The sequence below is a fragment of the Janthinobacterium sp. 64 genome, assembly GCF_002813325.1.
In the GTDB taxonomy this organism is placed as follows: domain Bacteria; phylum Pseudomonadota; class Gammaproteobacteria; order Burkholderiales; family Burkholderiaceae_D; genus Janthinobacterium.
In genome coordinates this window covers 2,554,568-2,569,836 of record NZ_PHUG01000001.1, presented here as the reverse complement: position 1 = coordinate 2,569,836, position 15,269 = coordinate 2,554,568, and the positions used below count along the sequence as shown (strand labels likewise).

14 protein-coding genes and 1 tRNA gene are annotated in these 15,269 nt (G+C 62.3%); 8 read left to right on the top strand and 7 right to left on the bottom strand.

Annotated elements, in window-relative coordinates; all coding sequences use genetic code 11:
- Positions 1-7 precede the first annotated feature (7 nt).
- Positions 8-925 carry a LysR family transcriptional regulator gene (locus CLU91_RS11305; RefSeq protein WP_100874229.1) on the bottom strand — a complete coding sequence of 306 codons (918 nt, stop codon included), beginning with the start codon at positions 923-925 and terminating at the stop codon, positions 8-10.
- Between the two features lie 112 nt (positions 926-1,037).
- Here CLU91_RS11305 and CLU91_RS11300 point away from each other — a divergent pair, with 112 nt between their 5' ends.
- The 5 genes from CLU91_RS11300 (at position 1,038) to CLU91_RS11280 (ending at position 6,604) form a co-directional block, all read left to right on the top strand.
- Positions 1,038-1,637 carry a short chain dehydrogenase gene (locus tag CLU91_RS11300; protein ID WP_092711235.1) on the top strand — a complete coding sequence of 200 codons (600 nt, stop codon included), beginning with the start codon at positions 1,038-1,040 and terminating at the stop codon, positions 1,635-1,637.
- Between the two features lie 112 nt (positions 1,638-1,749).
- Entirely contained in the window at positions 1,750-3,471 is a 1,722-nt protein-coding gene (locus CLU91_RS11295; protein WP_100874228.1) for a dipeptidyl-peptidase 3 family protein, read from the top strand.
- A gap of 152 nt (positions 3,472-3,623) precedes the next feature.
- Positions 3,624-4,319 (top strand): hypothetical protein, encoded by a 696-nt coding sequence (locus CLU91_RS11290; protein WP_100874227.1) that lies wholly within the window; start codon positions 3,624-3,626, stop codon positions 4,317-4,319.
- A 104-nt stretch (positions 4,320-4,423) separates the two neighbouring features.
- On the top strand, positions 4,424-5,155 hold the full coding sequence (locus tag CLU91_RS11285; protein ID WP_100874226.1) for a BON domain-containing protein: 732 nt from the start codon (positions 4,424-4,426) through the stop codon (positions 5,153-5,155).
- A 156-nt stretch (positions 5,156-5,311) separates the two neighbouring features.
- Entirely contained in the window at positions 5,312-6,604 is a 1,293-nt protein-coding gene (locus tag CLU91_RS11280; protein ID WP_100874225.1) for an MFS transporter, read from the top strand.
- A 59-nt stretch (positions 6,605-6,663) separates the two neighbouring features.
- Here CLU91_RS11280 and CLU91_RS11275 read toward each other — a convergent pair whose 3' ends face one another.
- Positions 6,664-8,820: an alpha/beta hydrolase family protein gene (locus CLU91_RS11275; RefSeq protein WP_100874224.1), complete on the bottom strand. Its 2,157-nt coding sequence runs from the start codon at positions 8,818-8,820 to the stop codon at positions 6,664-6,666.
- Positions 8,821-8,995: 175 nt separating this feature from the next.
- Here CLU91_RS11275 and CLU91_RS11270 point away from each other — a divergent pair, with 175 nt between their 5' ends.
- The gene (locus CLU91_RS11270) at positions 8,996-10,042 is read left to right on the top strand and encodes a lysozyme inhibitor LprI family protein (protein ID WP_100874223.1); all 1,047 of its coding nucleotides are present in this window, start codon (positions 8,996-8,998) and stop codon (positions 10,040-10,042) included.
- A gap of 3 nt (positions 10,043-10,045) precedes the next feature.
- Complete coding sequence (locus CLU91_RS11265; protein WP_100874222.1) at positions 10,046-10,549, top strand: hypothetical protein; 504 nt, start codon at positions 10,046-10,048, stop codon at positions 10,547-10,549.
- 3 nt (positions 10,550-10,552) lie between these two features.
- Here CLU91_RS11265 and CLU91_RS11260 read toward each other — a convergent pair whose 3' ends face one another.
- From CLU91_RS11260 to CLU91_RS11240, 5 genes are all read right to left on the bottom strand, one after another.
- Entirely contained in the window at positions 10,553-10,957 is a 405-nt protein-coding gene (locus CLU91_RS11260; RefSeq protein WP_100874221.1) for a hypothetical protein, read from the bottom strand.
- Positions 10,958-11,061: 104 nt separating this feature from the next.
- Positions 11,062-11,137: transfer RNA gene (locus CLU91_RS11255), tRNA-Lys, on the bottom strand.
- 68 nt (positions 11,138-11,205) lie between these two features.
- Positions 11,206-12,966, bottom strand: coding sequence for a GspE/PulE family protein (locus CLU91_RS11250; protein WP_100874220.1), 1,761 nt, complete (start codon positions 12,964-12,966; stop codon positions 11,206-11,208).
- Between the two features lie 47 nt (positions 12,967-13,013).
- Positions 13,014-13,802, bottom strand: coding sequence for a spermidine synthase (locus tag CLU91_RS11245; RefSeq protein ID WP_100874219.1), 789 nt, complete (start codon positions 13,800-13,802; stop codon positions 13,014-13,016).
- A gap of 88 nt (positions 13,803-13,890) precedes the next feature.
- Positions 13,891-14,403: a glycine zipper 2TM domain-containing protein gene (locus tag CLU91_RS11240; protein WP_034785134.1), complete on the bottom strand. Its 513-nt coding sequence runs from the start codon at positions 14,401-14,403 to the stop codon at positions 13,891-13,893.
- Between the two features lie 401 nt (positions 14,404-14,804).
- On the opposite strand from CLU91_RS11240, the gene CLU91_RS11235 reads away from it, so the two are divergent.
- Positions 14,805-15,203, top strand: coding sequence for a barstar family protein (locus CLU91_RS11235; RefSeq protein WP_034747450.1), 399 nt, complete (start codon positions 14,805-14,807; stop codon positions 15,201-15,203).
- Positions 15,204-15,269 lie beyond the last annotated feature (66 nt).

The following is a 15,269-nucleotide window of genomic DNA, read 5'->3' as shown; positions in this document are numbered from 1 at the left end:
ACGACGATTACGTGAGCGTGGCCGGTGGCGGTGTCGCCGCCGGCCCGTAGCGTTCCAGCAGAAAATCGATGAAGGTCGTCAGCTTGGGTGTGGGCTGGCGGTCGCGCGCATACACGAGGTGCATGGGGCGCGGCGCCGGCACGTAGTCGGCCAGCAGCGGCACCAGTCTGCCGGCGGCGATATCGCCAGCCATCAGGATTTCCGCCTGCATGACGATGCCGAAGCCGTGCAGGGCCGCCACGCGCAGCGCCTGCCCATTGTTCGAGCGGAAGCGGCTCTCGCGCACGGGGCTGCCGTCGTCGTCGCCACTCCTGGCCAGGCGCCAGCGCACGTGGCGCGTCCACTGCATGAAGTCCAGGCATTCGTGGCGCGCCAGGTCGGCCGGCGTGCGCGGCGTGCCGTGTCTTGCCAGGTAGGCGGGCGCGGCGCAGATCACCATCGCATACGGCCGCAGCACGCGCGCCACCATGGCGGAATCTTCCAGCTTGCCGATGCGGATGGCCGCATCGAATCCTTCTTCCACCAGGTCCACCATCCTGTCGTTCAGGTTCAATTCCAGGCTCACTTCCGGATACGCATTGAGGTAGTCGGCCATCAGCGGCGCGATGCACTCGCTGCCGAAGGACACGGGCGCCGTGATCTTCAGCTTGCCGCGCGGCGCCGTGCGCATGGCTTCCGCACCCCGTTCGGCCGCATGGATGCTGGCCAGGATCTGGCGGCACTGTTCCACGTATTGCTGGCCGATTTCCGTCAGGTTTTGCCGCCGCGTCGTGCGCGCCAGCAGCCGCGCACCCAGCCGCTCTTCCAGGTATTTGATGTGCTTGCCCACCATCACGGGCGATATCTGGAACGCCTCGGCGGCGGCCGTGAAACTGCCCGCATCGACGACGGCGACAAAAATCTCCATGCTGCGCAATTTATCCATGCTGCCCTGATTCCAAACTGTAGGTTGGTAATCTTGTAAATTCTAGCGTATTTATTCCTTTTTGTAAGCGGCGCATACTGGCTCCATCGTTCAATCCACACAAGGAAACAACATGAAAATCGTCATCATCGGCGCCAGCGGCACCATCGGCAAGGCCGTCACCGCGCAACTGGCGCAACGCCATGAAATCATCGAAGTGGGTAGCCGCACGGGCACGCACCAGGCCGACATGGGCGACATCGCGCAAGTGCGCGCCCTGTTCAAGCGCATCGGCAAGGTCGACGCCGTCGTCGTCACGGCGGGCAAACTGCATTTCGGCCCCCTGGCCGAATTCACCCCCGAGCAGTTCCAGCTGGGCCTGGACAGCAAGCTGATGGGCCAGGTCAACGTGGCGCTGGTGGCGCAGGAATACCTGAACGACGGCGGTTCGATTACCTTGACCAGCGGCATCGTGGCCGAGCAGCCGATCCGCTTCGGCGCGGCCGCCAGCATGACGAATGCGGCCGTGGAAGGTTTTGTCAGGGGCGCCGCCATCGAACTGGCGCGCGGCGTGCGCATCAATGTCGTCAGCCCCACCGTGCTGGAAGAATCGCTGGAAGCGTATGGCCCCTTCTTCTACGGCTTCGAGCCGGCCGCCGCCAGCCGCGTAGCGCTGGCCTACAGCCGCAGCGTGGAAGGGGCGCAGACGGGGCAGGTGTACAAGGTCTGGTAAGCCGCTTGCCATGCCATGGGGGCAGGTGGGACAATCGCAGGCTGAACAAGGAAGCGGACGCGCCGTAACAGCGCGGGGCGCTTTCTTGCTGTGAACCATACACCGAGGCCCCATGAAAAACATCCTGATTCCCCTGCTGATGGCCGCCGCCGTCGGCAGTGCCTGTGCCGCAACGCCGGTTACCCCGGCCACTGCCCAGCAACTGACGGCCATGAGCGCCCGCTATGCGCCCGTCGCGCTGACTGCCGATGTCACGCACCTGTCCGCGGGTGACCGCCAGGCCATCGCCAAGCTGGTCGAGGCGGCCAAGCTGGTCGACGTGCTGCAATTGCGCCAGCGCTGGTCCGGCAACGAAGCGCTGTGGGCCGCATTGAAGAAGGACAAATCCAAGCTGGGCCTGGCCCGTTTGAATTATTTCTGGATCAACAAGGGACCATGGTCGGTGCTCGACGCGCACGCCTCGTTCATGCCGGCCAGCTATGCCGGTATCGCCATTCCCGCGCACAAGCCGGAAGCGGGCAATTTCTATCCGCAGGGCGCCACCAAGGCCAGCCTGGAAACGTGGATGAATGGTTTGTCGCCAGAGGACAAGCAGCAGGCGCAATGGTTCTTCACGACGATTCGCGCCGGCAAGGATGGCAAGTACCAGACCGTCAAGTATTCGGACGAATACAAGGTGGAACTCAAGCAGTTGGCCAAGCTTCTGGATGAAGCTGCCGCCGCCACGGATAACGCGTCGCTGAAGAAATTTTTGACCCTGCGCGCCAAGGCTTTCCTCGACAACGATTATTTGCCGTCCGACTTCGCCTGGATGGACCTCGATTCGCCCGTCGACATCACCATCGGCCCGTACGAGACGTATAACGACGAGCTGTTCGGCTACAAGGCCGCGTTCGAAGCGTATGTCAATATCCGTGACCAGGCGGAAACGCAAAAGCTGAACTTCTTCGCCAGGCACATGCAGGAGCTGGAAGACAACCTGCCGCTGGACGCCCGGTACCGCAACCCGAAAGTGGGCGCGCTGGCGCCGATGGTGGTGGTGAATCAGGTGTATGGCGCCGGCGACGGCAACATGGCCGTGCAGACGGCTGCCTACAACTTGCCGAACGATGAGCGCATCATCAGCGCGCGCGGCTCCAAGCGCGTCATGCTGAAGAATGTGCAGGAAGCCAAGTTCAAGGCCACCCTGACGCCGATCTCGAAACTGGTGCTCACGCCCGAAGCGCAGCAGGACGTCGATTTCAATTCTTTCTTCACGCACATCCTCGCGCATGAAATCATGCACGGCCTGGGCCCGCATGCGACTGTTGTCGACGGCAAGCCTTCGACGCCGCGCCAGGACTTGAAGGAAGCCTACTCGACCATCGAAGAAGCGAAGGCCGACATCACGGGATTGTTCGCGCTGCGCTACATGATGGACAAGGGGCAACTGAACGATACCCTGGGCCAGGGCGACGTGGCCGAGCGCAAGCTGTACAACACTTTCCTCGCCTCCGGTTTCCGCACCCTGCATTTCGGTTTGACGGATTCGCACGCGCGCGGCATGGCCATCCAGATCAATTACATCCTCGACAAGGGCGGTTTTGTGTCCTTGGGCGATGGCAAGTTCGGCGTCGATTTTGCCAAGATCAAACAAGCCGTGATCGACCTGGACCGTGAATTTCTGACCATCGAGGCGACGGGCGACTATGCGCGCGCGAAAGGCCTGATGACGAAATACGTGGTCATCCGCCCTGAAGTGCAAGTGGCGCTCGACAAGATGAAGGCCGTACCGAACGATATCCGCCCGGAATTCGTCACGGCCCGCGCGCTGGACCAGGCGGCGAAGAAATAAGCTGACCCTGACTATTATCAGCCTGGAAAGCCGGCGCATTCTGCGTCGGTTTTTTTTCGTCTTTTTTATGAAAAGTTGCCAGTTTTTCCTTGTGGAAATATTTTCACCGCTTACTCTGCAGTGGTAAATCCTCCATTCCTCCTGTTGATCCCATGTTGAAATTGTTCTCGCTGTTGAGTGTGTCCCTTGCCTTGCCCGCCGTGGCCGCCGCCCAGCTCACCGATCTGGAAACCCGCTGGCTGCTGGCGGGCCAGCCCGTCATCGAGTATGCACGCACGCAGGGCTTGCCCATCGATATCATCGTGCAGCCGCAGGAGGCGCCCGGCGCCGTGCCGCTGGCGCTGGGCTACGCTGCAGGGCGCTGCAAGCTGGTGCTGTCCTTGCGCGGCAATGCGCAGGCGGACAGTATCTTGCAGGGCGTGCCACCCACGCGCCACGGCCTGATGATGGAAGCGATGACGGCGCATGAGATCGGCCACTGCCGGCGCTATGCGCAGGGCGACTGGCATGCCTTGCCACGCGGCTTTGTCGAGCCGCGCAGCATGCAGCAGGGCAAGTTGACCCCGCTGGCGCAGGAACTGCGCGAGACGCGCCGCGAAGAGGCCTATGCGGACCTGGTGGCCCTGGCCTGGATGCATGGACGCCATCCCGGGCAATATCAGGATGTGCTGGTCTGGATGCGTGGCGTGCGCGCGGCTGGCGAGGTTGCAAGCGGCGGTGCAGGCGGTTCGCACGCCACGCAGGCATGGCTGGCGCTGGCCGATGGTGCCCGTGTATTTGATGAGTCCGCTTCAATATTTGAACAGGCGCAAGTATTGTGGCGAAAGGGCTTGAGCGGGGACAAATAAACGTTGATTTTTATGTGAATGGACTGTCAGCGTGTGTTGTCGCACGGAGCTTTGCGTGCGGCAGGGGTCTAATCTGGGCATCAACTAACCAGAGAGGAACCATCATGAACAAAATGATCGCACTCATGCTGGCCGCCAGTGCCAGTGCCCTGCTTGCCGCCGCGCCCGCGTATGCGCAGGATGCCTCGTACAAGAGTTTGACGGACAAGGCAACGGCCGACTACAAGCAGGCCAAGGCCGCCTGCGACAGCCACAGCGGCAATGCGAAAAAAGTCTGCGTGGAAGAAGCCAAGGTAGCGCGCGCCAAGGCCGATTCGGACGCCGTGGCGCAATACCGCAACACGCCGCGGGAACTGGGCAAGGCCCGCAAGGACGTCGCCAATGCCGAGTATGACCTGGCCAAGGCCAAATGCGGCGACCGCACGGGCGCCGACAAGACCACGTGCATGAACGATGCCAAGGCGTCGAAAACGGCCGCGCTTGCCGATGCCAACACGGGCGCCAGGGCCGGCACCAATGTGGCGCAAAATCCGCCCGCCACGACGAAGGAAAATTGCGACGCCATGGATGCGACGGCCAAGGCCGCCTGCGTGACGCGCAACGCGGCCGGCAGCACCAAGACGGCCGTGGCCGACTCCGTCATCACGACGAAAATCAAGGCTGACCTCGTCAAGGACAACGACTTGAAAGCGCTCGACGTACACGTGGAAACGGTCAATGGCGTCGTGATGCTCAGCGGCTTCGTGCCTTCCCAGGCGCAAGTGAAAAAAGCCGCCGACCTGGCCCGTGGCGTGGAAGGCGTGACGGATGTGAAGAATGGCTTGAAGGTGAAATAAGCGCATTCTGCACCGGCGTTCAAGCCAGGACTGGAGCCGTACGCAGCAATACGGCTCCAGTCTTTTTCGATTGTATAAATTACGATCATAATATAACATGAGAAAAATCCCGTCGGCTGGCGCTGATCGGCATCCATTTTTTCTCATGAGGACTGCATGCTTTCCTATCCCTTTTCGCAATGGCTGGCGCGGCGCGGCGTGCACTTTGCCTGGGTCATCGTCGCCATCACTTTCCTTACGGCATTAACCTCGTCTGCCGCGCTGGGCTTGCCGGGCGCGCTGATGCAGCCCTTGAGCCGTGAATTCGGCTGGGATGCCGAGCAGATTTCCTCGGCGCTGGCCGTGCGTTTCGTGCTGTTTGGCTTGATGGGGCCGTTTGCCGCCATCCTGATGGAACGCTTTGGCTTGCGCAATATCATCTGCGTGGCGCTGGGCCTGATCGCCGCTGGCATGCTGCTGGCCACGCGCATGACGCAGTTCTGGCACCTGGTGGCCCTGTGGGGCATCCTGCTGGGGCTGGGCTCTGGCATGACGGCGCTGGTCTTGAGCGCCGTGGTGGCGAATCGCTGGTTCGAGACGCACCGGGGCCTGGTCGTAGGCGTGCTGACGGCCAGCTCGGCCACGGGCCAGTTGCTGTTCCTGCCCGTGGGTGCCTGGCTGATCGAGCACTACGGCTGGCGCACGGCCGTCATGCCCGTGTTTGCCGCCTGCGCCATCGTCGCCGTGCTGGCCTTCTTGTGCATGCGCAACCGTCCCCAGGACGTGGCCTTGCGTCCGTATGGCGCCGATCCGGCCACGCCCCTCACTGCGCCAGTGGCGGCAAAAATGACGTTTGCCACGCCGTTCCTGATCCTGCGCAGCGTGGCGGCGCACCGCACCTTCTGGATACTGTTCGGCACCTTCTTCATCTGCGGCCTCAGCACCAACGGACTGATCCAGACCCACTTCATTTCCCTGTGCGGCGACTCAGGCCTGTCCGCCGTGCCGGCCGCGTCCGTGCTGGCCATGATGGGCGCATTCGACCTGTTCGGCACGATCCTATCCGGCTGGCTGTCGGACCGCTATGACAACCGCAAACTGCTGTTCTGGTATTACGGCTTGCGTGGCTTGTCATTGTTCTGGCTGCCGTATTCGGAATTCACCTTGTACGGCCTGTCGCTGTTCGCCATGTTCTATGGCCTGGACTGGATCGCCACCGTGCCGCCGACCGTGAAACTGGTGGGCGCCACCTTCGGCCGGGAGCGGGCGGGCATGGTGTTTGGCTGGATCTTTGCGGGCCACCAGCTGGGCGCCGCCGTGGCCGCGTATGGCGCGGGCCGCATCCGCACCTTGATGCTGACCTACAACCCGGCCCTGTTCGCGGCCGGTGCCGCCTGCCTCGTGGCCGCGCTGCTGGTGCTGGCGATTCAGCGCCAGAAGGCGGCCGCGCCCGCTGCCCGGCCTGCATGAAAAAAGCCAGGCCCGCGTGTGCGGAGCCTGGCTTCTGTTTATCAAGAACGTTTCAGGATTTATTTGAGGTATTTAGCCAGCCACCCTTCAACCTCGCTATAGAAGAAGCGGCTGTTCTCGCCCTTTAAAATCCAGTGGTTTTCGTCCGGGAAGACCAGCAGTTTTGCCGGTACGTTCAGGCGTTGTTGCACGGCAAAGTTCATCAGTGCATTGTTGGCCGGCACGCGGTAATCGAGTTCGCCCACGGTGATCAGGATCGGTGTCATGAAACCCGTGCCTTTTTCGTGGTTGCCCGCTTGCATGACGGGGCTTTGATCGCGCCATACGGGCAGGTTCGACCAGACGGGGCCGCCTGCATTCGTTTCACGGCCGAAACCGCCATCGCTGGTGCCCCACTGCATGATCAGGTCCATTTCACCCGCGTGCGAGACGATGGCCTTGTAGCGCGTGGTGGTCGCTTGCAGCCAGTTGGCCAGGTGGCCGCCATAGCTGGCGCCGCCGGCCGCCAGTTTCGTGCCGTCGATAAATGGGTATTTCTTGATGGCTTCATCGACGCCCTGGTTGACTTCGTCGCCCGGACCTTTCAAGGGGTCGAACTGAATCGAGCGCGAGAATTCTTCGCCATAGCCGGTGGAACCCTTGTAGTCGGTCAGCAGCACGACATAGCCTGGCTTGGCCAGCAAGTGATAGTTCCAGCGCAGTACGAACTGGTCGCGCCACATGCTGGCCGCGCCGCCGTGGATGACGGTAAACAGCGGGTATTTCTTGTTCGGGTCAAAATTGGCCGGCTTGACGAGCATATTGTGGATCTGGCGGCCATCGGCCGTCGTGAACCAGAAGTGCTCGGGTGCCTGCCAGTCGATCTTGCTGGCCTTGTCCGTGTTGAAGGCCGTCAAGCGTTTTGGCTGCTTGCCGTTGAAGGCATAGATTTCCGGCGGGTTGATGGCGGACTCCCACACGCCCACCAGGGCCTTGCCGCCGCTGCTCAGCGAGCCGATGCTGCCCGTCGGCAAGGATGGCTCTTCGCGCACCTCGCCGCCTTTGGTATCGATCGAGTACAGCTTTTCCAGGCCCGCATGCTCATAGCTGAAGAGGACGCGCTTGCCGCCTTCCGGCAGCACGTAGCGCGAAATCGAGCGGTCCAGCTTGGCCGTCAGGATGGTCGGTGCGGGGTTGGCGATCGGCCAGGCAAAGCTGGCCAGGCGTTTCACGTCATACACCTTGCCCGGCGTTTCCGCGTCGCTCAAGGCGAACAGGGTCTTGCCGTCGGCGGCAAATTTCAGGCTGCCATAGCTGTGCTTGTCTTGTGTCAGACGCTGCGCTTCGCCGCCCGCCACGGGCAGCAAATACAGCTGTGAGTAGACGGCTTCGCGCTGGGCCGCATCGCGGTTGGTGGCCGCGTTGAAAACGACGGCCTTGCCATCCGGCGTCCAGATGGCGTCCAGCGATTGCCCTTCATCGCCCTGGCCGCCGCCAAAGCCCGGCAGGGCGGCCAGTTGCGTGCCCGACAGGATGTCGCGTGGCTTGGCATCGGCTTGCGCATCGACGACGAACATGCGTACCTGCTTGTCGGTCAGCCATTTGTCGAAGTAGCGCGGCGCCGTCGTTTCATACGCACGGGCGCTGTACTTGCGCTCCTTGCGCTCTTTCGCGCTTTGCTTGACGTCGGCTTCCGTCTTGTTGCCAGGATAGATGTCGCTGATGAACAGCAGCTGCTTGCCGTCCGGGCTCCATTTCGGCATGCGCGCGCCCATGGTCAGCGAGGTCAGGCGTTGTGCTTCGCCACCAGCGGCCACGTCGAGGCGGTAGATCTGGCCCGCATCATCGCCGTCGCGTTTGGCAACGAAGACCAGCTGGCGGCTGTCCGGCGACCAGGCAACGGCGCTTTCGCCGCCCTTGGACGAGGTCAGGCGGCGCGCGGGACTGTCGTCGCCAAGCGACTTGATCCACAGGTCCGACCATTGATCTTGGCTAGAGTAGGCGCTGTCGACCACGGAAAACACGGCCCACCTTCCGTCCGGGCTGGCGACGGGCGCGCCGACCCGTTTCATCAGCCACACGTCTTCATGCGTGATGGCGTGTTTGGCGTTGGCTTGTGTGGCGGCAACTGGCGATGCCGGCGTGGTATCGGCGGCGTGGACGGTCGTTGCCAGCGAGGCGCAGGCCGCTGCGATCAGCAGCGAGCCGAGGGAACGGCGAAGACGGGGTGAGGTCATGGGCGTGGTCCGGGAAGTGAAAAAGAGTACAGCAGGCAACATTATTGCCCATGGTTTCCTGCACTGCCAAGGCCGTGTACCGTTACTTACCAGGCGGGAGTGTCACGTATCGGGCGGGCGCGCCATGGCCGATCAGTTAAACTTGTTCTTTTACTGACGCTACCTTTGGCCGGCCATGAAAATTAGTCTACCCTTATTGAAAACAGCATTGCTGGGCGCGAGTTGCCTGCTGGTGGCCCCGGTTTTTGCCGCTGGGCCCGCTCCCTACCCGAACACGAGCGCCATGGGCGTCGGTCACGCGGAAAGCACGGCCTGGTATGCGGGCTGCCTGAAGGTCAAGGATGCGGCGCCACCGCCTGCCGACTTGCCGGCGCCGTCGGCCGCGGCGTCCCTGCAGCAATGCCAGGCAACGGACCTGTATTACGATACCAAGAGTATGTCCGCGCCCAAGCCGGCCGACTGGCGTCCCGCGCGCCATTGCGCCATGGCCACGCAGAACAGTGCCGTGTTGATGATGCTGTACCAGAATGGACAGGGCGTGCAGAAAGACCCATTGCTGGCGCTCAAGTATGCGTGCAGCATCGATGCGGCGCCGGCCGAGATGCAGGGGCGCATCGAACACTTGCAGAAGATCAATGCCAGCGGGCGCGGCATGATCGATCTGTGCGACGACATCACCAGCGGCTACATGATGGGCGTGTGCAGCGCCATCGATGCGCGGCAAAAGCAGCGCGTGCGCGGGCAGGCGACAGCCAAAGTCAGCGACAGCATGCCGGCCGCGGCGCAAGCGTCGCTGCAAAAGCTGCAGGCGGCGGCAAGCAAGTTTGCCGATGCGCGCGCGGCCAATGAAACGGACTTGAGCGGCACGGCACGCGCCGCCCTGAGCATCGCCGCCCGCATGGCCGAGCTCGATCTGCTGGCGCAGGACTTGCGCGGGTACGAGGCGGGCAAGCTGCCTGCCAGCATGACGAAGGAGCAGGCGGCGGCGCTGGACAAGGAGCTCAACGCCATCTACGGCAAGCTCATGAAGAAGCCGGCGGAAACCTATGCGGGCGCCGTGGGCAAGGACGGCATCCGCGCCACCCAGCGCCTGTGGCTGGCGTACCGCGATGCCTGGATGAATTTTGGCGCCGTGCGCTATCCGTCCGTGACGAGCGAGACTTGGGCTGGCCGGTTGACGTCGCGGCGTAATGCACAATTACAAGATCTGCTGGAGAATTAAGACATGCGCGAAGCGTATTACCACGAAGACGATTTTTGCATGATCGAACTGCTGCCGCTGGATAATTTACAGCACTGTCTGACGCAGATGGGCGAGCAGCAGGTGTTTGCCGATGCGCACCGCAGCGGCGCCGGCTGGACGCAGATGTACGTGCCCGAGGCGCCGCCGTCGCAGATGGGTGCGCTGGGCCTCACGGCGGACCAGCTGCGGCTGGCGCTGGCGGACGCCTTGCCGCCGTATGACGCCGTCTACACGGGCTACAGCACGTACCGCGTGGAATGCAAGAATGTGCTGGCCTTTGGTGGAGAGAACACGGAAACCCTGTTTGCCGGCCTGGACGACAAGGGCATCGTGTGCGACCTGTGGTGCAGCGACGCCATGCCCGAGCTGTTGCTGTTGCCCTTGAAAGAGCAGTTGCTGCTGGCCGACTGGGGCGCGGGGTTTGCGTGTCCGCTGGCCGATGGCGACTTGTTTGCCCGTTATTTAGAGGAATACGAACTCGACTAGGGTTTATTCGCAGGCGATGGCGTTCGGCTGCGCCACTTTCACCACCGATTGCAAACGCGCCATGTCGTGGCCGTCGCCTTGCTCCACATACGGTTGATACGTGTCGATGACGATGCGCGCACGCGCTTGCCAGCCGCAATTGTCGGCCTGGCGCGCAGGCACGCGCAGCAACCGGCGCGCCTCGCCATCGTTGGAAAAACAAAACCACACAGCGTGCGTGGCGGCAGGGCGGGGCAGGCGGCCCCACTGCGCCTTGTCGGGCGCGAAGCAGACGCGGTTGCCGATGATTTCCAGACTCATCTCGTCCGTGCGCGCGCTGTACTGGCCGTCGAGCACGATGGGCGCTTGCGTTTGAGCATGGGCGGACAGGCAGGCGGTGGCAAGCAACAGGATGGCGGCAAGTTTCATGCGTTTCTTTCAGGGCTGGCAAGACGAAGCGCCAGTATAACCGTGAGGGCCGGAAACGAAAAAAGCCCATCCGTGAGGATGGGCTTTTTAGTACTGCGCATTCGTGGTAGGCCGTGCGGGATTCGAACCTGCGACCAACGGATTAAAAGTCCGCTGCTCTACCAGCTGAGCTAACGACCCGAAAGAGGCCGCATTATATATCAGTTGAAAAAGAATGCAAAGCATTCCTGTGAGAAAGTGCAGGCCAGCTAAGGCAGGGCAGCCGTGAGTTTCAGCACTTCGTCGATGCTGCTCGTGCCATCGATGATTTTACGGGCGCCGGCGATGCGCAGCGGCGTCATGCCGTCGAGGATGCTCTGGCGGCGCAGCGCGTGCAGGTCGGCGCCCTCTTTGATCAGCTGGCCGAACGCTTCCGTCACGCTCAGCAGTTCGTAGATGCCGGCGCGCCCCAGGTAGCCGCTGTGTCGGCACAGGGTGCAGCCGACGGGGCGGTACGCGGCGGAGGGCCGCTCCAGCTGGCCGCCCGTCAGCCGTTGCCAGGCGTCGGCGTCCGGGGCGGCGCCCGGCTGTTTGCAGGCCGCGCACAGGCAGCGCAGCAAGCGCTGCGCCAGCACGCCGATCAGGCACGCTTCCAGCAGATAGGTGGGCACACCCAGTTCCAGCAGGCGCATGACGGCGGACGGCGCGTCGTTGGTGTGCAGGGTCGACAGCACCAAATGGCCCGTCAGCGCCGCCTGGATGGCCATCTCGGCCGTGGCCAGGTCGCGGATCTCGCCCACCATGATGATGTCGGGATCTTGCCGCATCAGCGCCCGCACGCCATCGGCAAACGACAGTTCGATTCCGGCCTGGGTTTGCACCTGCATCTGGTTGAAAGCCGGCTCGACCATTTCGATGGGATCTTCCACTGTGCACACATTGACTTCGCTGCTGGCCAGCGCCTTCAAGGTGCTGTACAGCGTGCTGGTCTTGCCCGAGCCGGTGGGACCCGTCACCAGCACGATGCCGTACGTGCGCGCCGTCAGCTGGCGCCAGCGTTCGGCGTCCACGGGCGGAAAGCCCAGGTCAGACAGGCTCTTGACGGCCACTTCCGGGTCGAAGATGCGCATGACGAGTTTTTCGCCAAAGGCCGTGGGCAAGGTCGACAGGCGCAGCTCGACTTCCTGGCCCAGAGTATTGCGCGTCTTGATGCGTCCATCCTGCGGGCGGCGCTTCTCCACCACGTCCATACGTCCGAGCAACTTGATGCGCGCCGTCATGGCCAGCAGCACCACGGGCGGCAGCTGGTAGGCCTGGTGCAGGCGGCCGTCGATGCGCAGGCGCACGAGGCCCGCGTCGCGCTTCGGTTCCAGATGGATGTCGGACGCGCGCTGGGCAAACGCGTATTGCCACAGCCAGTCGACGATGCGCACGACGTGCTGGTCGTTGGCGTCGACGCTGGTCTTGTTGCGCCCCAGCTCCACCAGTTGTTCGACATTCTGGCGCAGCGCCAGGTCTTGCGTGGACGCCAGTTTTGCCACCTTGACGGAGCTGGCCAGGCTGAAAAATTGCGCGATGGCGTCGGCGATGTGCAGCGGATTGGCGATGACGAGGCTCAGTTTGCGCGGCGCCAGGTTGTCCAGCTGCGTCTGCCAAGCGAGCGCATATGGCTGGGCCGTGGCGATGACGATGCGCTCAAGCGTGCTGTCCACGGGCAGGATGTTGAAGCGGGCCGCATAGCCGGCGGTCATGACGTCGGCCACCTGGCTGAAATCGATGTGCAGGGGATCGATGCGCACATACGGCAAGCCCGAGCGTCGCGCCAGCCAGGCGCACAGGGTGTCGAGCGTCAGTGCGCCGTGAGCGATGCTGCACAGCGGATGCAAGGCAGGCGCGGGCAGCAGGGCGGCCTGGGCCTGGACGACTGCCGCTTGCGCGGCATCGAGCAAGCCGTCTTCCTGCAGCCAGGCCAGCAGTTGCGGCAGTTCCAGCGGTGTGTTGGGTGAAGAAGGAGGAGGGGAAGCGGGCATGGCCGGCGCCTTTCAGGGCTGCCGGCCTTGCGTGGGTGTGCCGGCGCTTACAGGGTGCTGACGATGCCCTTGACCCAGGACTTGGCGGGCAGCTTGGTCTCGGTGACGATCTGTTTGGCGCGCTCGAGCAGGGCCGCTTGCGCATCGGCATCGAGCGTGACTTTCGTCTTGAACGCGATCGCCACCACGTTCCCATCATGGACTTCCGGCAGGCAGATCACCTGTGCAAACGCAAACTTCATCGCCTTGATGTTCTTCGCGTAGCTGGGGTGGTCGCCGAACAGGTTGACCGTCATGATGCCGTGCGGCGCCAGGCAGGCGCAGCAGGCGGAATAGAAGTCCGCGCTGTCGAGCACGGGGCCGCGCGCCGTGGCGTCGTACAGGTCCACCTGCAGGGCGTCCAGGGTGCCGTGGTTGGCGTCGTCGTTGACGTAGTCGAGCGCATCCATCTCGCGCACGTGCAAGCGCTCGTCGTTGGGCGGCAGCTTGAACATCGAGGCGCAGATGGTGATGACGGACGGGTTCAGTTCGATGGTTTCCACTTGCGCCTGCGGGAACTGGCGGTAGCAGAACTTGGTCAGCGCTCCCGTGCCCAGGCCCAGCTGGGCGAGGCGCTGCGGCTGCTCGATCCACAGCATCCACGCCATCATCTGCTGCGCGTACTCGAGTTCCGGCCAGTCCGGCTTGCGGATGCGCATGGCGCCCTGCACCCATTCCGTGCCGAAATGCAGATAGCGCACGCCATCCATTTCAGACAGGGTGACAGGGGCGTAGCGGGGCTTGCGCGCCGGGCGCGAGGATTCGACTTGTTCGATGGATTTTCGTTTGATAAGCATAAGGCGGCCTGAAAGTGTGCCGCATTATAGCCCGTGCCGGAGCGGCATAAAAAATGCCAGCCGCTGGGGCTGGCATGATATGGGCCGCTTATTGCTGAGCGGGTTCAATAGAGACGCGCAAGCGGATGCGTTCGCCCGGATCGTAGGACATGATGCTCGTGTAGTTGCGGCCGCGGTAGTCGTAGGTGACCTGGTAGCCATTGTTGCGCGATTCCCAGTGGTCGACCTGACGGCATTGCTTGACGGCTTGTTCCTGCATGCCGCCCTGGTAATTGTTCTGGTTGTCGACACGGTCGCCGACGACGGCGCCGGCAATCGCGCCGGCAGCAGCGGCGGCCGTGCGGCCATTGCCGCCACCGACCTGGCTACCGAGCAGGGCGCCGGCGATACCGCCGACGATGGAGCCGCCAGCGCTGCGCTGTTGCGGCGGTGCTTGCACTTGCACGTATTCCGTACGGCATTCCTGGCGTGGACGATTGATCTGTTCCACTTGCGGCACGACGCGCACGACCTTGCCGAAATCTTCAAAGTCGGCGGCCTGGGCGAGTGGCAATGCACCGATACAAAGGGCTGACATCATCAATTTGGCTTGCAAGTTCATTTCTAACCTCATTATGTAGAGAATCTTTCAGGGTATTTTTTACAACTTGGGACTATAGTAATCCCGCCAGCCCGAGGCAAGTGTTTCGCATGGCAACAAAATGTAACAGCCCAAGCCCCTTGCCCCACAGTCTGTAACATGCACTTTCAATCGATACAAGATGTTGAAGTGACTTGAAACCAGCGGTTTGTAACAAATCTTGCGTTTGACATCACATTCGGGTTGATTCATACAGGACAACACGTTACCCTAATACGCGTATGGCTTATATAAAATCGCACTGAATCGCATAAAAGTTGATACAGATCGAATCACCGCGTGCGCATTGACCCGCGTGCGGGGATGCAATAAGAAGAGCAGCTAGAAGAGATCCATACATAACAGGTCGATTTGAGGGAAAAATGAGTTTGTTACTAACCGTGCCGCCCAACCTTGTCCAGTCCATCCGTGCCTTTCGCGTGACCGAGTTACAAGACGAGGCGATCCGTCTCGGGCAGCACTTTTTATATGCGCATTGCAACGCTGGACAGACCAAACAACAAGTCATCGGCATTATTGCAGAAGCATTCCTGTTTCCCAAAAACCTGGCGAAGAATTTCGATGCCCTGCGCCTGTGCCTGACGGACACCATGTTCAAGGCCGGCACGCAGACGGGTTTCCTGGTAGTGCTGGAGCAATTGCCAAATACGCAAAAATTCGACAAGGAAGCGCGCGAGATCCTGCTCGACGTGTTCCGCGACGCGGCCGACTACTGGGCCGAGAAGAAAGTGCCGTTCCGCGTCTTCTATTCGTTCGAGTAAATACTTACTCTTGCCGCGGCGCCCTGAAACCGGCTTCCCGCGCCGATGGCAATCGGCATCGCCGGG